This window comes from Neptunicella marina, from assembly GCF_014270035.1.
Classification (GTDB): Bacteria; Pseudomonadota; Gammaproteobacteria; order Enterobacterales; family Alteromonadaceae; genus Neptunicella; species Neptunicella marina.
Window position 1 is genome coordinate 94053 of the sequence record NZ_JACNEP010000008.1, and the last position, 19846, is coordinate 113898.

The 19846-nt window shown below is 43.4% G+C and carries 17 protein-coding genes; 7 read left to right on the forward strand and 10 right to left on the reverse strand.

The annotated features are described in order from the left end of the window. Positions 1-48: 48 nt before the first annotated feature. From H8B19_RS11730 to H8B19_RS11765, 8 genes are read right to left on the reverse strand one after another with little or no spacing between them, the layout of a single operon-like run. On the reverse strand, positions 49-765 hold the full coding sequence (locus tag H8B19_RS11730) for an HAD-IA family hydrolase (RefSeq protein ID WP_186507078.1): 717 nt from the start codon (positions 763-765) through the stop codon (positions 49-51). Further along, positions 762-1667 carry a tyrosine recombinase XerC gene (gene xerC / locus H8B19_RS11735; protein WP_186507079.1) on the reverse strand — a complete coding sequence of 302 codons (906 nt, stop codon included), beginning with the start codon at positions 1665-1667 and terminating at the stop codon, positions 762-764. The genes H8B19_RS11730 and xerC overlap by 4 nt, the downstream gene beginning before the upstream one ends. A gap of 2 nt (positions 1668-1669) precedes the next feature. Further along, positions 1670-2359, reverse strand: coding sequence for a DUF484 family protein (locus H8B19_RS11740; protein ID WP_186507080.1), 690 nt, complete (start codon positions 2357-2359; stop codon positions 1670-1672). After that, complete coding sequence (dapF, locus tag H8B19_RS11745; RefSeq protein ID WP_186507081.1) at positions 2356-3186, reverse strand: diaminopimelate epimerase; 831 nt, start codon at positions 3184-3186, stop codon at positions 2356-2358. The genes H8B19_RS11740 and dapF overlap by 4 nt, the downstream gene beginning before the upstream one ends. Positions 3187-3218: 32 nt before the next feature. Further along, entirely contained in the window at positions 3219-4469 is a 1251-nt protein-coding gene (gene lysA / locus H8B19_RS11750) for a diaminopimelate decarboxylase (protein ID WP_186507082.1), read from the reverse strand. Between the two features lie 2 nt (positions 4470-4471). Continuing rightward, a complete protein-coding gene (lptM, locus tag H8B19_RS11755) occupies positions 4472-4675 on the reverse strand; it encodes an LPS translocon maturation chaperone LptM (RefSeq protein WP_338401523.1) in 204 nt (67 codons plus the stop codon). A 60-nt stretch (positions 4676-4735) separates the two neighbouring features. Continuing rightward, positions 4736-5764, reverse strand: coding sequence for a response regulator (locus H8B19_RS11760; RefSeq protein ID WP_186507084.1), 1029 nt, complete (start codon positions 5762-5764; stop codon positions 4736-4738). 3 nt (positions 5765-5767) lie between these two features. Then, positions 5768-9598: a response regulator gene (locus tag H8B19_RS11765; RefSeq protein WP_186507085.1), complete on the reverse strand. Its 3831-nt coding sequence runs from the start codon at positions 9596-9598 to the stop codon at positions 5768-5770. A 255-nt stretch (positions 9599-9853) separates the two neighbouring features. On the opposite strand from H8B19_RS11765, the gene speB reads away from it, so the two are divergent. From speB to H8B19_RS11790, 5 genes are all read left to right on the forward strand, one after another. Continuing rightward, positions 9854-10753, forward strand: a complete 900-nt coding sequence (gene speB, locus H8B19_RS11770; RefSeq protein WP_241737588.1) for an agmatinase — start codon at positions 9854-9856, stop codon at positions 10751-10753. Positions 10754-10757: 4 nt separating this feature from the next. After that, positions 10758-12677, forward strand: coding sequence for a biosynthetic arginine decarboxylase (speA, locus tag H8B19_RS11775; RefSeq protein WP_186507086.1), 1920 nt, complete (start codon positions 10758-10760; stop codon positions 12675-12677). Positions 12678-12816: 139 nt separating this feature from the next. Next, entirely contained in the window at positions 12817-14169 is a 1353-nt protein-coding gene (locus H8B19_RS11780) for a DNA-3-methyladenine glycosylase 2 family protein (protein ID WP_186507087.1), read from the forward strand. Then, complete coding sequence (locus H8B19_RS11785) at positions 14166-14615, forward strand: methylated-DNA--[protein]-cysteine S-methyltransferase (RefSeq protein WP_186507088.1); 450 nt, start codon at positions 14166-14168, stop codon at positions 14613-14615. The genes H8B19_RS11780 and H8B19_RS11785 overlap by 4 nt, the downstream gene beginning before the upstream one ends. Then, complete coding sequence (locus tag H8B19_RS11790) at positions 14612-15496, forward strand: DMT family transporter (protein WP_186507089.1); 885 nt, start codon at positions 14612-14614, stop codon at positions 15494-15496. Before H8B19_RS11785 ends, H8B19_RS11790 begins: the two co-directional genes overlap by 4 nt. On the opposite strand, the gene H8B19_RS11795 is transcribed toward H8B19_RS11790, so the two are convergent. Beyond that, positions 15481-16896: a GGDEF domain-containing protein gene (locus H8B19_RS11795; RefSeq protein WP_186507090.1), complete on the reverse strand. Its 1416-nt coding sequence runs from the start codon at positions 16894-16896 to the stop codon at positions 15481-15483. The two genes, H8B19_RS11790 and H8B19_RS11795, sit on opposite strands and share 16 nt — an antisense overlap. 116 nt (positions 16897-17012) lie before the next feature. On the opposite strand from H8B19_RS11795, the gene glmU reads away from it, so the two are divergent. Continuing rightward, positions 17013-18377, forward strand: coding sequence for a bifunctional UDP-N-acetylglucosamine diphosphorylase/glucosamine-1-phosphate N-acetyltransferase GlmU (gene glmU / locus H8B19_RS11800; RefSeq protein WP_186507091.1), 1365 nt, complete (start codon positions 17013-17015; stop codon positions 18375-18377). A 42-nt stretch (positions 18378-18419) separates the two neighbouring features. Here glmU and nudC read toward each other — a convergent pair whose 3' ends face one another. Further along, positions 18420-19223, reverse strand: a complete 804-nt coding sequence (gene nudC, locus H8B19_RS11805; protein WP_186507092.1) for an NAD(+) diphosphatase — start codon at positions 19221-19223, stop codon at positions 18420-18422. Positions 19224-19367: 144 nt separating this feature from the next. Here nudC and rsd point away from each other — a divergent pair, with 144 nt between their 5' ends. Continuing rightward, positions 19368-19811 (forward strand): sigma D regulator, encoded by a 444-nt coding sequence (gene rsd, locus H8B19_RS11810; RefSeq protein WP_186507093.1) that lies wholly within the window; start codon positions 19368-19370, stop codon positions 19809-19811. The last annotated feature ends 35 nt before the right edge of the window (positions 19812-19846 follow it).

The window sequence follows — 19846 nt, forward strand, 5'->3', positions numbered from 1 at the left end:
TACCAGTACTACTGTTTATATCTACAGTTCATGCCGATTAAATGGCTGTTACAGCAGACAAATTAAATCTTTTAGATGATTAAACTGGATATCAGGTAGCAGATTAATTGTTTCGTTTTGCAGTTGCATGGTGCGGCCTTCAGCATACCAGGCGGTTTTAAAGCCGGCGCGGGTGGCTCCCATGACATCGTTAGTAAAATCATCACCTATATGTAATATCTTTTCAGGTGACAAATTGAGTGCATTGACAGTGAGATCAAACATGGCTCTGTGCGGTTTAAGTGTTTGTTTAATGCCACCATGAAAGCGATGACAAAAGCAGTGCCCAATACCGATTTGATCGACGTTAACGTTGCCGTTCGTGATCGCAACTAAAGGAATTTTGTCGGCCAGCGTTTCCAGAGTGTGAATTATGTGCGGCGCAACCTTAAAGTCACTACGCAAGCGGTAAAATTCGTTAAAGGCTTCTTCAACTGCATGATGTAATCTGGATTCCTTGATACCACATTGGCTAAGGCCGTAATGCAATGAACCACGACGCATCAGGGTGAAATCCAGTTTTAGCGTGGGATCGGCTTTTATGGCCAATCGTTTGCTTTGTTGCCAAAATTGAAAGTCTGTATCGCCGCATTCCGGGTGTTTATTTTGCAAGTACTCGACCAGCTTTGCTTCCGTTTTCTCAATGATCGGCTGATTGTGGTACAAGGTATCGTCCAAATCGAAAGACATGGCATTAACCGGTTGCCAGCGGCGGTAAAAAATCATGATTTGTTGCCTTGTTTTTTCGCCCGGGGATGGGCGTTGTCATATACACTGGCTAAATGCTGAAAATCCAGATGGGTATAAATTTGTGTGGTGCTGATATTGGCGTGACCTAATAATTCCTGCACGGCACGTAAATCACCCGATGATTCAAGAATATGCGTAGCAAACGAGTGGCGCAGTTTATGTGGATTGAGTGGCTGAAAAAGGTGCTGTTTTTGCGCCCATAACTTCATACGTTTGGCAATTTGCCGGGAGCTAATGCGTTTTTGCTGCATGCTGAGAAATACCGCGGGTTCGTCTTCTTTGGCTAACTGATCTCGTACATTTAACCATTCCTGCAGTGCGTGTTTGGCTTTACGTCCCACTGGCACCATACGCTCTTTGCTGCCTTTACCACGAACTCTTAATAGCTCCATATGTTGTTCTATATGGCTTAAATTAAGGTTGGTCAGTTCCGATAAACGTAATCCACAGCCATAGGTGAGCTCCAGCATCGCTTTGTCGCGCAACGCCAGTAACGAATCTTCATCAATATCCAGTAACTGATTGGTTTCATCGACATTTAATGCTTTGGGTAAGGGACGCCCCTGTTTGGGCGCCTGTATATTTTTAGCTGGATTAATATCCAGTTGTCCCTGATTAACCAGATACTGACAAAAGCTGCGTAAGGCAGAAAGGCGCAAGGCAATGCTACGCGGACTGAGCTTTTGTTGTCTGGCATAAAACAATACCTGACGCACGTGATCCACGGTTAACTGAGACCAGTCATCAATCGGCAGAAATTCAATAATTGCCAGCAACTGGCGCTGATAATTCTCGCGGGTCAGAATGGCGAGATTACGTTCGTATTGCAGATAGGCGAGAAATTCATCCAGCCATTTTATCAGGGCTGGTTTTGACATGGTCAGAACTCAGCGAGTTGCGGCACAACCAGTGTTAAAAACTGTTGCAGCTGGGTAATCAGTAATGTGTCCATTCCCGGATGGAAATGGTGCGGTTGCTTACAACCTATGGCCAACAAGCCCATTTCGCCTTGTTCACCGATTAACATCATGGCCACCGAACCGGTGGTTTGCTTTTCAAATACCATGTTCATTTCTGCATGACTTAAACGGCCAAGATAATAAAAACGATTATTAAAACGTTTTTTAAGCAAGTGATGTTTGCTGGTTTCGGGCAAATCGTTATCGGAACCAAATAATTTGAGTGATACTTCGTCCAGTTCCAGTTGGTTCAGTAAAACATCAGTTAAACTTTGTTGAACTTCAACAATCGAACGGCATTTAAATAAACGCAGGTTTAAATCCGCATAAATGCGGTAAATCCGCTCATTCTGTTTGGCCACTTCGATCAGTTCTGATAATTGCTTTTGCAGTATCTTTACTTTTTCCCGCAGTTGCTCGGCCTGACGTTCAATTAGTGATACTGAGCCATGTACCTGATGGGGTACTTTGATTTTATTTAGAATATTTGGATGAGAAACCAGAAAGTCTGGATTGGAGATTAGATATTCTTCTACCTGTTGACGTGACACATGGTTTAACGTTAACTCGTCACTGAGTAGGTTGTCTTCCTTTCTTGATGTCTCGTTCATATTGTAATTATACCATCAAATACATGTTCAACAGGTCCGGTCATTTTAACCACCTGATCGCGTCCTTGCCAACGAACTTTTAAACTGCCACCCGGTAAATCAACTATGACATCGTTGCCCAGTTTACCCTGACTTTGTCCAACAACAACAGCTGCGCAGGCTCCGCTGCCACAGGCCAGTGTTTCACCAGCTCCGCGTTCAAACACGCGAAGTTTAATATGGTTGGGAGAAATGCACTGCATAAAACCCACATTTACCCCCTCAGGGAAACGTTCATGTTTTTCCAGTAAGGGGCCAAGTAACTCTACCGGAGCAGTATCAACGTCATCGACTTCCAACACACAATGCGGATTACCCATGGATACCGCGCCACAAAAAACCGTGTGTTCGTCGGCACGAATAATATAGGTGCCTTCTTCCTTGCCCGCTTTCATTGGAATCTGCGAAGGTTCAAATATGGGTTTGCCCATATTGACGGTAACCTGTCCGTCTTTTTCCAGATAAAGCACCATCTTACCGGCTTTAGTGCTAACCACAACTTTATTGCGATTGATTAAACCCTTGAGCTTAACAAAATGCGCGAAACAGCGCGCACCATTGCCACATTGTGATACTTCAGAGCCATCAGCATTAAATATTCTGTAGTGAAAATCCTGTTCAGGATCATAGGGAGGTTCGACCATTAATAGTTGATCGAAGCCAATGCCGAAATTACGATCGGCCAGCTTTTGAATTTTCTCTTTCGAGAAAAATACATTCTGGGTAACGTTGTCCACCACCATGAAGTCGTTACCCAGTCCATGCATTTTGGAAAAATGAATTTGCATCGAGACTACATATATATCTGGTTTTCTGTAGTCTACGGAATTTTATGCTCTCCTTTCCAGAGATCTTTTAGATTTTCTCGTTCTCTGACCAAATGAATTTGCTTACCATCAATTAACACTTCGGCTGCACGGCAGCGGCTATTGTAGTTAGAGGACATGGTGAAACCGTAAGCGCCGGCGCTGCGTACCGCCAGATAATCGTCTGGTGCAATGGCTAATTCACGGTCTTTACCCAGAAAATCACCGGTTTCACAAACAGGGCCCACCACATCGTATAGCGCATTTTCACGTTGCTGTTCAGTGGATACCGGAATAATTTCCTGCCAAGCGGAATATAAAGCCGGACGCAATAAATCGTTCATGGCGGCATCAACAATGGCGAAATTCTTTTCTTCACCTTGTTTAAGGAATTCGACTTTAGTGACCAGAATACCGGCATTGGCCATAATGGCGCGTCCCGGTTCAAATATGAGTGTTAATGATTCCCGACCTTGCATGCGTTCAGTTAATGCCGCTGCATAAGTTGCAGGACTTGGTGGCGTTTCATTGTTGTAAGTCACACCTAATCCACCACCTACATCCAGATGAGAAATGACGATGCCAGACGCAGCAAGTTCATCAATTAATACTAACAATCTATCCAGTGCATCAACAAAAGGTTCTGTGCTGGTTAGCTGTGAGCCGATATGACAGTCCATGCCAGTGATTTTTAAATGACTCATGGTTGCAGCCTGGCGGTAAGTGGCAATGGCTTGCTCGCGGGCGATACCAAATTTATTGGCTTTTAAACCGGTAGAAATATAGGGATGCGTTTTGGCATCCACATCCGGATTGATACGCAGTGAGATGGGCGCAACTTTATTGAGCTGTGCAGCGACTTTATTAATGCGTTCCAGTTCTGGAATCGACTCGACATTGAAGCATTTAATTCCTTGTTCCAGTGCGTAAGCAATTTCCTGTTCGGTTTTGGCTACACCAGAGAAAACCACTTTGCTGGCATCGCCCCCTGCTTCCAATACGCGTGCTAATTCGCCACCAGACACAATGTCAAAACCTGAGCCTAATTTAGCCAAAACCGATAATACGCCAATGTTGGAATTGGCTTTAACGGCATAACAAATTAAATGCGGATGGGTACCCACTGCCTGATCAAATGCCTGCCAGTGACGTTCAATCGTTGCGCGGGAATAGATATAACATGGTGTCTGGTGTTGACCGACAATGTCCTTCACAGAAACATCTTCGACCATTAACTGATTGTTTTTATAAGTAAAATGATCCACGACTATGATTCCTTTTTATCACTGTTTTCTGTTGTTGGCGGCTGTGATTGTTGATTGGTTTTTGCCGGTTCAGGCAAAAACAGAGGACCTTTCTGGCCACATCCCGATAGTGAGATGCAGATAAATGACAGGCCTGTCAGATAAAGGAGTCGTGCTTTTTTCATATTCGGTTTCGGTTCAGTTTTAGCTGGCCCACATGATGACATGAGAGCCGCTAAAATCAATCAAAGAAACATGAATATCATAGAATAAATAACAAATTATTATTAAAATCGCTCATTTTTATGAATATTTATTTCCATCTCTTCATCATCCTCATGTGCATCCCAGCTATTTTTGATTGCTCTGATTTCAGGCAGGATTTGCATAAAAATACTGACTAATCTTGGATCGAAATGACTACCGGCGCTTTCCTGAATAGTTTTGACTGACTCTTCAACACTCCATGCTTCTTTGTATGGACGTTTCATGGTCAGTGCATCAAATACATCAGCAATAGCGACTATCCTCGCTGATTCAGGAATGTCTTCACCTGCAAGTCCGTCCGGATAGCCGCTGCCATCCCACTTTTCATGATGACGCAGTGCGACTTCGGCAGCCAGTTTAAACACCGGCGCCCGGCTTTTGCTTAGAATGTTATAACCCATAGTGGTATGCGTGCGCATCACGGCCCATTCAGACGCATTTAACTTAGCCGGTTTACGTAAAATAGAGCCGGGTATACCCATTTTTCCGGTGTCATGCATTGGGGCGGCAAGCTCAAGTTGTCTTGCATCATTAACATCCCAGCCACAGGCTATTGCAATTGCACGGGCATAAGCGGCCATTCGCCAAATATGTACACCCGTATCCAGATCATTGTAATGCCCGGCAGTTCCGAGCATGTAAATGGCATCCTGATAAGACTGTTTTAACTGGCTGGCACGAACCAGTGACAGATGAATCCTGACTCTGGCTTTTACGATTGGCGGAGAAATTGGTTTGGTAAGGTAATCAACTGCACCGATATTTAAACCGGTCGCCTCGTCGCCTACCTGGGATAAACTGGTCACAAATATAACCGGTATATGTTCGGTATCGGGGTGTTCACTTAATGCCTGACAAGCCTGATAACCATTCATTACCGGCATATCGATATCCATCAAAATAAGCCCTGGTTTTTGTTTTTTAGCCACTTCCAGCGCTTCATGGCCGTTCAGTGCAAATACCAATCGGTACTCTTTGGCTAAAACCTGGCGCATGGCGGCCAGATTTTGCGGTTCATCATCAACAATTAGTATAAGTTCACTATCCATAAATCATTCATCCAGCTGAATTTCAATGTTGTGAGCAAGCTCAAGTATAGCTATTTTGGCTAACTTAAAATCAAAGCCATCAATCGCACTTTTCAGCGTTTGAAGTTGCTCTGATTTTACAATCTTCCTAAGTTCAATTAATGCGGTTTCTAATGGTTCAGGGTCATTGTTGTCACAGGCCAGACAGGCTTGTTGCAATAGATCAGGCAAATCTTGTGAAGAAGCTGTTATGTCCAGCCCGGTATTATCAGTTTTGTGTTGATTTAATAAATCAGAGATGGCGTCACAGGTTTGCCTGAAGGTTTTGATAAATGCCGAGTATTCCTGCTCGCATTTATGCTCATTGTCCAGACCCATTTCCAGTTGTTCAGTGCAGTTCGATAAAAGATTAAGACCAAGATTGGCCGATGCCCCTTTTAACTTATGCAACTGTTCTTTGAGATGTGTGTTATTGCTGTCAATCTTATCTGGCCATAACCCTTGATTGTCATCCAGAAATTTTTGCAGATAGTTGTGGTAAGCCGCTTCATCACTCCAGATAATTAACGCCTGCTCTGTATCAATCAGTCGCTGACTATCACGTTTTTTAGCTTGTTGTGGTTGCGGTGTATAGGCAACCTCACCATGCACATGTTGCAGCACTACTTTTATTAATTCTTCTACATCAAAGGGTTTCGCGACAAAATCATTCATCCCTGCCTGTAATGCCTGCTGGCGATGGATTTTAAACGCCCCCGCGGTAAGTGCTATGACTGGCAAATGATGCAATTTCTGGCTGGCCCGAATGCGCTGAGTGGCGGTATAACCGTCCATAATCGGCATTTGCACATCCATTAACACAATATCGATGTTATCCGGATTTTTATTCAGAATCTCCAGCGCGATTTCACCATCTGTTCCAGTAATCACCGACGCGCCTTCGCCTTCCAGAATACGTTTAGCAACCTCGAGATTAATGTCGCTGTCGTCGACCACCAGAACGTTAATATCCTTTAAACGTTGGTTCTGGGTTTCAACCTGTTGTTCTGGTGTAAGTTCTCCGCGCTGAGATTTGACTCCCTGTACAGCGTTGTAAAGAGACGAACTGGTAATGGGTTTGGTCATGATAAGATCGACCAAATCACTGTTCGGTTCATTTTGTAGTACTTCTCTGTCGTAGGCAGTGACCATGATGATGATTGGACGCTGTTCAGCGGTAGAATTTTCGCGGATGATCTTAGCTGCTTCCAATCCGTTAAGCTCTGGCATACGCCAGTCGAGTAAAATCACATCACACGGGTTATCGGGGTGTTCCTGCAAATGAGACACCAAGCTCTCGCCAGAGGTAAATGCCTGGCTTGACCAGCCAAGACTGCTGGTGATATCGACCAGCGCGTTTAATGCGGAGTCCTGATCATCGGCAATCATTAAACGCTGGTTACGCATTTGTGGGCTGGAGGAATCGGACGGCAGACTGCGCTCGAATTCAAGGCAAAATGAAAATTCACTGCCTTTGCCTTCCTGACTTTGCACGCCAATTTCACCTCCCATCGCTTCGATAAGATGTTTACTGATAGCAAGCCCCAGGCCGGTACCTCCAAAATGACGTGTGGTTGAGGTGTCAGCCTGAGTAAAAGCATTAAATATTTGTTTGAGTTTTTCTTCAGGAATACCTATTCCGGTATCTGTAATGGTAAAACAAAGGTTTATCTTCTCGTCATCGCAAGGCGTCATATTAGTGATATTCAACACCACTTCACCATGCTGAGTAAATTTAATCGCGTTTGATGCAAGGTTGATTAATACCTGACCTAACCGCAGAGCATCACCTTTTAGAAAATCAGCACCATCGGGCACTGAGCCTATTACTACTTCAATATCTTTATCACCTACCGAAGAACCCAGAATGCTGGCCAGATTCTCAAGGATGTCGCTTAATCTGAACGGAATATTTTCAATGGTGAGTTGGCGTGCATCAATTTTAGAAAAGTCGAGAATGTTATTAATTATGCTGAGTAAAGAACGGCCTGCCGCATGGATTTTTTTGATCATGCCCTGAGAAACAGGGTTATTTTCCTGTTTTTCCAGCAGATAACATAACCCCAGAATGGCATTCATTGGCGTGCGGATTTCGTGGCTCATATTGGCCAAAAATTCAGCTTTGGCACTGGCTGCCGATTCAGCAATATCTTTGGCATCTACCAGATCATGTTCACGTTGTTTTTGTTCGGTGATATCAACCACAGACAATACAAAAATGTGTTTTTCACTGGATATTTTTGCATGTCCAAGAGTAATGAGCACTGGAAAAGTCTCGCCAGAAGCTGTCCTGGCCAGAGTTTCGGCTCCTTGTTGCCATATTGTATCGCTGGCAGATGATTCAATAACACGCTGAATATTCTGCTTCAGTAAGGCATAAAATGTACGTTCAAATAATAGGTCACACTCTTTATTCATCATGGATTCGGACGTATAACCAAACATTTTTTCGGCTGCTGGATTAAAGGTCAGAATGGAACCATTTTGATCCAGACTAATGACACCGTTTACCGTTGAAGTGACAATGGCGTTTAACTCTTTGGTGGCAATCGCTATTTTTTGCTGCAGGGTTTGCTGATGTTGCTGTAACTCTCCTTCGCGTTTGGCGACTTTAGACTGCATAAAGGCAAATGCGGATTTAAGTGCATTCATTTCGGCGCCAGAAACGTCAGGCAGTCGGGTGTTGTAATCGCCTTGGGCAATAGATTCTGCAATTTGTGTAAGCCGGGTCAATGGGCGAAATACTCGTTGAATGACCCAGTACAGAATAAGTAACACCAGTGCTGTACCTAAAAACAGGGTAATTAAAAATGTCTGGCGCTTTTGGGTTAATAATGGCGCCACTTTATCGTCGGGAATGGTAGCGATAACAGCCAGATATTGTTGAAAGGCATCATTATTTAAATGGAATTTATTAATGGCAAAATGATGGTCGGCTTCAGCAATAAGATGGGTTTTTTGGTCAGTGAACCCGTCCAGAGAACTCATTAAAGACAGCTCTCCAAACTCATCATCTAATTGATAGGGTTGTCCCATTTCGAATGCGAAACTTTTACTGTTATCCGGGTGCCACAGAAAATCACCCCGGCGATTGACTAAATATCCCTGAACCGGTTGTGAAAACATGTTAGCCATATTGCGCATTACATAAGAAAAATCGATATTGATTACCATTAAACCAATAAGGTTTTTTTCCACAAACACCGGGGTAGCAACCCTTAACATCGGGCGTTTTGGGATCTCAATCTGACCAAATTCCCTGTTGAGGTTGATTGGAGAAATATAAACATTGCCTTCGGGCAATTGCAGGGTTTCGGTAACGTAATTGTATTGGCCTTTGTTCTGTAACTGACTGTCTTTTACCCGGGTAAGCTGGCCTGCAATCCGGTCTACTCTGGCTAATTCCTTGCCGTTATCGGTTGCGCTGATAAAACGGACTTGTGTGTAACTCGGATGTGACCTTAGCAGCTCTCTGAAGATGGTTGACATTCGGGTCAGCCATTCTTCAGTTGATTCTCCGCGGATGGGATCCTGGTCATTATTATTTAATGCGCGTATGTAACCCGATACCGGAGGGATACCGGTCAGCATATTTAAGTCTTCAATGCTGTTGTTGATTTGGTCCTGCAAATAAACAGCACCTCTTTCGGCACTACTTTCCAGCTGTTGATTAAACAGTTGGTATATCCATTTTCGTTCACTACTGAATTGAAAATGACTGATTACCACTGCCGTGGAAAAAACCACAAATGTGACAATAAACATAACCAATTTCTGCATCTGGCGCGGTGCCGTGCGCTGCTGCCATTTACTCACCCAGTGTGCTCCTTGGCGTTACGATAAATTGGATTGTTGAACCTAAAAAATTCCTAATCTCAATCATTCAATCTAGTTCAGCAAATATCAGGCTGCAAATTTGTGGACGGGGAGTGATAGTGATGGCGGAAAATTGAATGATGTCATGTTAAGCTGATAGCGTATAAAACCTTACATTTTTTGCATATTTAACTAGCGCGAAAGTGTGCGATTAGCACTATAATGGCGCCACATTTTTTAGTCGGAATGAATGTTATGTTACCCATTTCTTTACAAGCTCCATCAATGCCTTATCACATGGCGGATTCCGCCGATGAATTGAGTGCAAATGGCTTGTATTTAATTGGTTTTGGCTTTGACGGAACAGCCTGTTTTCGCAAAGGTACTCGTCACGGCCCTGATGCATTACGTGATGTGTCGGAAGATATAGAAAGCTTTTCACCTTACCAAAATCTGGATTTAGAAGATTGCCAATTCAATGATTTGGGTAATTTGAGTCTGGGTGACTCTGATGACGCTGAACAACAGTGGCAACATGCCAGTGATGATTTTGAACGTTTATTTGCGTCTGCTGAACTGGCAAAAAACAAGATTAAAGTGATTACCTTAGGTGGTGAGCATTCGATTTCTTATGCACCGATTAAAACTTATCTGGCTGAATACCCGGATATGGTGTTGATTCATCTGGATGCGCATGCCGACTTACGTGATGGTTATTTAGGTTATCACTTTTCACATGCCTCGATTATTCGTCGGGCACTGGATCATTTTGGCTCAGGGCATGAGCTGATTCAGTATGGCATTCGTTCCGGTACCAAAGAAGAGTACCAATGGATGCGTGAAAATAAGACAGTGCGCACCAGTCGTGAGGACTTTTTGCAGTCTGTACGCGATATTCCGGCTAATCGCCCTGTCTATTTAACTTTTGATTTAGATTATTTTGATCCGGGAATTTTCCCGGGAACCGGTACTCCTGAGCCAGGTGGTGAAGATTTCCATTCATTTATTAAGTTAATAAAAATCCTGGCTGAAAAGAATTTTGTTGGAGCCGATGTTGTTGAGCTGTCACCTGAAATTGACTCATCAGGTAACAGTGCTGTTTTTGCTGCAAAAGTTGTACGGGAGCTGATCCTGTGCATGACCAAGGGGAGATAAAATCTTGGCAGATTGGACAATTGATGATGCTGAACGTATATACCGTGTAAATCGCTGGGGGGCGGGGTATTTTACCATTGGTGACAATGGTAATTTACATATCACACCTGATCTGGCGAATCCGGATATTCGTATTGATTTCAACTCAGTGATTGAAGAAATCAAACAAGAAGGCATTCAGTTTCCGGTTGTTGTGCGTTTTCACGACATTCTTCGTTCTCAGGTGGCTTGTTTAAACAAAGCATTCCGCGAAAATATTGAAGAAGCCGAGTACCAAGGCAAATACATGGGGGTGTATCCGGTTAAAGTAAACCAGATGCGCGAAGTGGTCGAAGAAATTGTTGATGCGGGCGAACCATTTAACTATGGCTTAGAGGCTGGCTCAAAAGCCGAATTGATCACGGCACTTGCCTACAATACCAATGAAGACTCTTTAACTATTTTAAATGGTTATAAAGATGAAGAGTTTATGCGACTTGCTTTGTTAGGCCGTAAATTGGGTCGCAAAATTATTGTCGTAGTAGAAAAATTCTCAGAGTTAATCTCACTGGTTAAAATCTCCAAAGAGCTGGATATCGAGCCGTTGATTGGCTTGCGTTCAAAAATGACAGTCAAGGGACGTGGCAAGTGGGAAAGTTCAGGTGGTGACCGCGCTAAATTCGGTTTAACGATTGCTGAAATTATCAATGCCGCCGGTTACTTGCGTGATAACGGTCTGTTGCACTGTTTGAAATTATTGCACTTCCATATTGGTAGCCAGTTAACTGACATACGTTCAGTCAAAGAAGCCGTCAGTGAAGGTGCACGCATTTATGCAGAGTTATATCGCATGGGTGTGCCACTGGAATATGTTGATGTCGGTGGTGGATTAGGCATTGACTATGATGGCAGTCAAAGCACCAATGATTCATCGCGTAATTACAACATGCAGGAATATGTTGCTGACGTTGTTTACGGCATCAAAGAAGTTTGTGATCTGGAAAATGTGCCACATCCTAATTTGGTCAGCGAAAGTGGCCGCGCCATTACCGCACACCACAGTTGTGTGGTGACACAAATTGTGGGCGAAATTAAAAGTTCGAGCGGTAATCTGGATACCTCATATAAGGAAGATGAACACGTATTTGTTACCAACATGCGTGATTTGGCTGATTCATTGCCGGAAGCCGATAATATTCAGGAAATTTTTAATGATGCATCGCAATATAAAGAGCAGGGAATTGATGCGTTTAAATTGCGTGTACTGGGCTTAGAAGAGCTAGCCAAAATAGAAACGCTCTACTGGCAGATAATGCAACAGGTACAAATGAAAGTGAGTACACAGGAGTTTGTACCTGAGGAAATGCAGGAGCTGGATTACAACCTGTCGTCACAGTATTTATGCAACTTCTCAGTGTTCCAGTCTGCCGCCGATACCTGGGCGATAGATCAAGTTTTACCTGTTGTGCCACTCACTCGCATGAACGAGCGTCCAACGGTTAACTGTTCATTGGTAGACATTACCTGTGACAGTGACGGTAAAATCGATCAGTTTGTTAGTGATAACGGTTTAGCTGATGTGATCCCAATGCATAAGTTGAATCCGGGTGAAGATTATTTTATCGGTCTGTTTTTAACCGGCGCCTATCAGGACGTAATGGGTGATATGCATAACCTGTTTGGCCGCTTAAATGAAGTTCATATATTCAGTTATGATGATGATCCGGAAGACTTTTATATTGAAGAGTTTGTGCGTGGTTCGTCGGTAGAAGATGTGTTATCGATTATGCAGTATAACCCCACCGCCATGGCGCAGGATGTAAAACGCATGATTGATAAACGTGTTGCCAGTGGCGATATTAAACCGCGTGAAGGCGTGAAATGGACTGACTTCTATGAAGCGTGTCTGGCTGGCTACACTTACCTTAAACCGGTAAAAAAATAATTATTCTTAATAAGAAAAGCCCTGTGTATTCAAATGCACAGGGCTTTTTTATATTTATTCGAAGTCAGTTCCGTTTTACGCGCATATTTTACTGCAATAGCAGATACACTAATGTACATGGTCTTTTTAGATTAACCCTATGTGTGCATTATCTCATTATCAGCAAGCAAGATTGACTCGTGACCCGCGATTTGATGGGCAATTTTTTATTGCGGTGAAATCTACCGGCATTTTTTGCCGGCCGGTGTGTCCGGCACGTTTACCTAAAGAGTCGAATGTTGAATACTTTGAATTGGCCAGCCAGGCATTAGAGCACGGATATCGTCCCTGTCTGCGCTGCCGCCCTGACAGCGCCCCTCATTCTTATGCGTGGAAAGGCATAGATACCACAGTGGAACGGGCACTGAGATTATTGTCGGACTATCCACATCTAAGCATTGAAAATATTGCGGAGAAACTGGGTATTAGCGATCGTTATCTGCGCAAGTTATTCAAAAGCAAAATAGGGTTAACTGCTAAACAGTTTCAGCTCAATCAGCAGTTATTGTTCGCCAAAAAATTGTTGCAGGAAACGACTATGTCGGTTGAACAGGTTGCGCAAAGCACGGGGTTGCAATCAGCAAGGCGATTGCAGGAGTTAATGCAACGCAGTCTACGTTTAACCCCACGTCAATTAAGGCGTAAAGCTAGTAATGTACCAACAGGAATTATTGTTCTTGAAATGCCATATCGTCCGCCTTATTGCTGGGCACACATGCGTGATTTTCTTGCACGCCGGGCGGTAGCGGGAAGTGAGTGGGTAGATGAAAAAAGTTATGCAAGATTGTTTCGATTTGCACAAACACAGGGGTGGTTTAAAGCGACACATCAGCCACAACGGAACAGTTTTTCTCTTGAAATTGAGCTAACGGATTTAAGCTGTTTAAAACCCCTGCTGGCCAATATACGACGTCTATTTGATTTGGATGCAGACATGTCAGTCATTGAACAGCAATTATTAAAAACGGGCTTTCCAGTGGATAAGTTATTACATGGCTTACGTTTACCTGGTGTTTGGTCTGCTTTTGAAGCGGGTTGCCGTGCTGTGTTGGGGCAGCAGGTATCGGTAACGGCGGCGATAAATCAACTAATTTTGCTGGTCGACACCTTGGGTGAGCAAACCGCCCGTGGAAAACTTTTCCCGACAGCAGAGCAAATAAAAGAAGCCGATTTAAGTTTTTTACGTATGCCTAATGCACGACGCGAAACTTTAAAAGCGCTGGCGGGTTTTTGCGTTGAACAGCCCGATGCGGATGTGCAGCAATGGCTTTCAATTAAGGGAATCGGTCCCTGGACGGTGGATTACACAAAAATGCGTGGGTTATCAAATCCCGATATTTATCTCGGCGGTGATTTGGTAATTAAGAAACAAACTGAACACATGCAGTTTGAAGCGGATAATGCGGCGCCCTGGCGCAGTTATTTAACCTTACAATTATGGAATCAGGCATGAACATCGATTTTCTGCAGACCCCAATTGGCAAACTTGAAATAAAAGCCTCTGAAACCGGCGTGCATAGTATTTTATTTGTCGATAGCCAGCCAGAGAAAGTATCTCCCAGTAACCTGACTGATGAAGCATGTCGTCAATTAAATGAATATTTTAATGGAAAACGACGCACCTTTGATTTGCCTTTAGCTGCCAAAGGTACCGATTTTCAGCAGCGCGTCTGGCAGGCGTTAAGCACGATTCCATTTGGTGATACTGTTAGTTACGCATATATAGCGAACGCTATAGGTAAGCCAGCAGCAGCGAGAGCTGTTGGAGCTGCTAACGGGAAAAACCCATTATCGATAGTTGTGCCTTGTCATCGTATTATCGGTGCTAATGGCAATCTGACCGGTTACGCTGGTGGACTAGAACGAAAAGCCTATTTACTCAACCTGGAACAAGCATGAACACCATTAGCACGCTGGAATTAATTTTATTGTCTGCGATGTGGGGCGCATCATTTTTATTTATGCGTGAAGCGTCGCCACAATTTGGACCAGTGGCGCTGATTATGCTGAGGACAGCAATAGCGACTTTGTTTTTGTTGCCATTTTTACTGGTATCCCGTCAGGTTAAAGATTGTGTATTGCACTGGAAAGCTATTTGTATGGTAGGACTGGTTAATACCGCTATTCCATTTTGTCTATTTGCTTTTGCAACATTGACTCTGGGGGCGGGATACACCTCGATTATTAATGCTTGTGCACCGATGTTTGCGGCCATTATCGCCTTTTTCTGGCTCGGACAACGCTTAACCCGTTCTGCGATTGTTGGTTTGGTGATAGGGTTTAGCGGCGTAGTGGTTTTGGTGAGTGGGGATCACGGACAGCTTACTGAAAATATTGCCTTGCCTGTATTGGCCGGCTTAGGTGCGACAGCCTTGTATGGTTTGGCTGTTTGTATGACTAAACATTATTTAACCGGTGTGCGTTCTTTAGCGATTGCAACCGGCAGTCAGCTGTTTTCTGCCATTATCTTATTGCCTTTTGCAGTCTTCACCTGGCCTGAAACCGCCCCTTCTTCAAAAGCCTGGTGGCAGATTTGTGCATTAGGCATTGCCTGCACAGGTTTTGCTTATATTCTGTATTTTCGTTTGATTGCCAATGTGGGTATTAGTAAAGCGGTGTCGGTGGCTTATTTAGTGCCATTATTTGGTATTGTGTGGGGGGCACTTTTTTTAGGTGAAGTGATTAGTGTGGATATGATCATGGGCGGTCTGACTATCTTGCTTGGCGTGAGCCTGACCACCGGATTATGGCAAAGGAAACGTCTTCAGACCGCTAAATAACAAATTCGGTTGCGCCCTTCATTTTTTGCCTGATAAAGGGCGCGGTCGGCAATTTCAATTAACTCTTCTAAACTTCCCGGTTTTTCTGTTGAGGTCACACCATAACTGGCTTTAATTTCAAAACTGGACTGGCTTAAATAGATTTTTTCCTGTTGAAGACAATGCTGAATGTGATTGGCCATTCTGACTGTTTCATTCAGATCAGCATCATCAAGTAAGACAATAAATTCATCCCCCCCCCAGCGGCCTGCAAGTCCTGAATCATGTGTGGTATTTTGCAGACACTGGGCAACCATCTGCAGGGCTAAATCACCAGCATTGTGGCCATATTGGTCATTGATTTGTTTAAAGTAGTCAATATCCACGATGATGATGCCTACGCGCTTATTGCGTTTACGCATCTGATTAAAACTTTCTTGCAAATAGTGGCGGTTCGCGAGGTTAGTTAAAGGATCGAAATTGGCTTTTTGGTCAATGGTCTGAATATAGTCACGTACAATGTAACGAACTAACCGATAACTCAGATAAATAATGACCAGCAACGCAATTAGATAATAAATCAGCGTGCGATTGAGTTCCGACTGACGTTTGGTCATGGGACTAATGATGTATAGCTGCCAGTCGAGCAATTCGATAGTGATTTGTGATATCAGAATATCCCCGTCTGGCATATTGAGCAGCTTTGTACGTTCGGAATACGTCTGCTGCTGACGTTGATACTCTGTATACCAGGGAAGTTGTTCAATTTTATGCAGGTTGAGTGCATCCGGGGCCCAGTGTGGATCTGATGCTAATAAAATTTGTTGTTTATTGTTGGCAAAAACAAACTGAATACCATAAGCCTGATTAAAGCGTTTAAATGCCCGTAAGAACTCGCGAAGGCTCTTGGATACGCCGGCAAAACCAATAAAATTACCCTGCTCATCGTATTGTTTTACGTCAATATACAGATGAACATCTTCACGTTTGCCAAGTACGGCTAAAAAGTCGGACGGTTCCTGTTGCATCTCAAAATACCAGCCCACTTTTCCTTCAATTAAATCGAAAATAGCGCCATCAGAGTTGTATTGTTTACGGGTATTTTCATTAGCTATGTAAAAACCGAGATCAAAGCGCGATTGCAGCTGTGCCAGTCGGTTAACAATCTGTGTGTCGGAGAATTGCTGTGTATCGAAGTAAGGTTGGTACACACTGGCGGTTGCCAGTGCTTTGGCTATATGTACAGGTCGCAGTACTTCCTGATCCACCAGAGTTAATATGGGAGAAAAGGCTTGTTGTTGTTTGTAACTCTGGTTGGCGACTATATCCTTCAGCAGCCAGAACGCGGCAACGACTACCGCTGCGATAATTACCACATAAATAATACTAATGCGTTTTAAGGAAAAGAATCTGGTTTGCAAGTTTTACTTATCCATAAGCGTAATGCAGCGAATCTTTGAACCAATAAAAACTGATGCTGGTACAATTTTGCTGGCTGGTTACAATAGTCTGGCGCTTTTATTATAAAGGATAAAACATGTCTTTTTCAGTTGTTATTTTAGCTGCGGGTAAAGGAACCCGCATGAAGTCATCTTTGCCGAAGGTACTTCATCCAATCGCAGCTAAACCCATGTTGCAACACATCATTGATACCGTGCAACAACTCGATTCCGATAATATTCATTTAGTTTATGGTCATGGTGGTGATCAGTTAAAGCAAAGTATTTGTGGCAATAAACTGAACTGGTGCTTACAACAAGAGCAATTGGGAACGGGACATGCCGTGCAGCAAGCTGCAGATGCCATTTCTGATAGTGAAGATGTATTGATTCTGGTTGGAGATGCGCCCCTTATTCAGGCGGGAACTTTAAAACGTCTGATAGAAACTAAAAAGAACTCTGATCTGGCACTACTAACCGTGCATTTAAATGATCCTAGCGGTATGGGACGCATAATTCGTAACGGTGAACAGGTGGTTGCGATTGTTGAACATAAAGATGCCAGTGAACAGCAACGTCAGATAAATGAAATTAATACTGGCATGATGATGATGCGTGGCAGTGATTTAAAACGTTGGTTGGGATTACTTAAAAGTGACAACGCTCAGGGTGAATATTATCTCACCGACGTCATTGCTATGGCTGCCAGCGAAGGCAAAGTGATTAAAGCGGCCCATCCGGATACTGCTGTTGAGGTAGAGGGGGTAAACAATCGAAAGCAACTTGCGGTACTTGAGCGGGCTTATCAGATGCGTAAAGCCGATGAGCTTATGGCACAGGGTGTTAGTTTTGCTGATCCTGCCCGTTTTGATTTGCGTGGCAAGTTTAGCGCAGGTCAGGATGTTTTTATTGATGTTAATGTCATCATCGAAGGCGAGGTAAGTCTGGGTAACAACGTGGTTATTGGGGCTAACTGTATCTTAAAAGACTGTGTTATTGCAGATGATACAGTCGTTGAAGCCAACAGTATTATTGAACAGGCAGAAATTGGTGAAGCTTGTTTGATCGGACCTTTTGCCCGTTTACGTCCTGGCGCTGTAATGAGAGCCAGAGCCAAAGTGGGTAATTTTGTTGAGATGAAAAAAGCCATTTTAGGTGAAGGCTCCAAGGCAAATCATTTAACTTATTTAGGTGATGCCGAGGTGGGTGAAAATGTAAATATTGGCGCTGGTACTATTACCTGTAATTATGATGGTGCGAATAAGTTTAAGACCCTGATTGATGATGGCGCTTTTATAGGTTCAAACTCTGCTTTAGTTGCGCCTGTCAGAGTGGGCAAACGCGCTACAGTGGGAGCAGGTTCCATTGTGACTAAAGATATTGAAGATGAACAACTGGCCATCGCTCGAGCCAAGCAACGCAATATTGATGGCTGGCAACGTCCGGTTAAAATTAAAAAATAATGTTTAAAACAAATCAAAGCCGGTGACTCCACCGGCTTTTTATTATTTTCCTTCAATAGTCGCTTTAATCAGCTGTCCTGCTATTGAGAAAGGCGGTGGAGTATAGGGTAAGTTATCAAAGTCAAAAAAATCGGCTTTGATTATTTCATGGCCATCAACTTTAATGTCTCCAGCCTTGAAATCTGCCAGATAACCAACCATTAATGAGTGCGGAAACGGCCATGGCTGGCTTGAAAAATAACGTAAATTCCCAATTTCCACTCCCACTTCTTCCATCACCTCGCGATGCACAGCCTGTTCGAGACTTTCACCACTTTCAACAAAACCTGCCAGAGTTGAGTACATATCATGTTGGTGATGACGACCTTGTGCCAGCAGAATTTGATTCCCCTTTTTAATTGCGACAATAATGCAGGGCGATATTCTTGGATAACATCGGTGCTCACAGGATGGACATTGGGTGGCGAGCTCCCAATCAATACGATGCATTCTTGAACCGCATTTTCCACAATAACGATGGGTTCTGAGAAAAACCGCCACCTGCCATGCCCGGGCGGCAATCTGAAATAATTCCTGATCATTACGCATAAGAAAGTGGCGCAAAGATAACCATTCGGTACCTTCAATTTCCGGTTGTTCACCTTCCATATCAATTAAATAACAAGGATGCCCCTGATATTCGCCAATTTGGGTTACCTGTTCCAGGTGATGACTGGCATAATCAAGTAATGAAGCGGGTAAATTTGGTACGCCGGGGGCGGTTTCTATTTGCAATAATTGATTGTGAGAAAAAATAAACCACCAGGCAGGCTGTTGGGTTTGAATATTTACATTTTGAATAATCATTCTTACTGCTATCTTTATATAAGGTAAAGGAATTCACGAATATTAAAATCTGTCAGAACAGATAGTAACCCGCAATGTTGTAAACTGATATTCACTTTCCAATGTAATTTAAAATTAGCCGCTAACATAGTTTAGGAGATGTAGATGTTAACAGGTGTGGAACAAGCAAAACAAAAATGGGGTGGCGCGCATAATGCAATAGATAACTGGCTGGCTGAAAGGCAGTTGTTACTGGTGATGTATTGTGAACTGGCTGGTTTACCTCCTTACGATAAAGCTGCAAACGCCTTACCGGATAAAGAACGCATTTCCGAATTTTGTGGTTTATTAATGGATTATCTGTCTGCCGGATATTTTGAAGTGTATGAAAAGCTATCGGAAGGTGAAGAGCTGGCTGATCAGCTTTATCCACAGATTGCAGAGTCAACGGATGCAGCACTGTCATTTAACGATAAATATGCAGAATTAGACAGTGACGCCAATGCACAAAATTTTGATGTTGAGTTATCAAATTTAGGTCAGTTACTGGAAGAACGTTTTGAGTTTGAAGATAAGCTCATTAATAACCTGCATAGTGAGCACGTTTAGCTGTTAACTAAAATAAAAAAGGCGCCGGTTGGCGC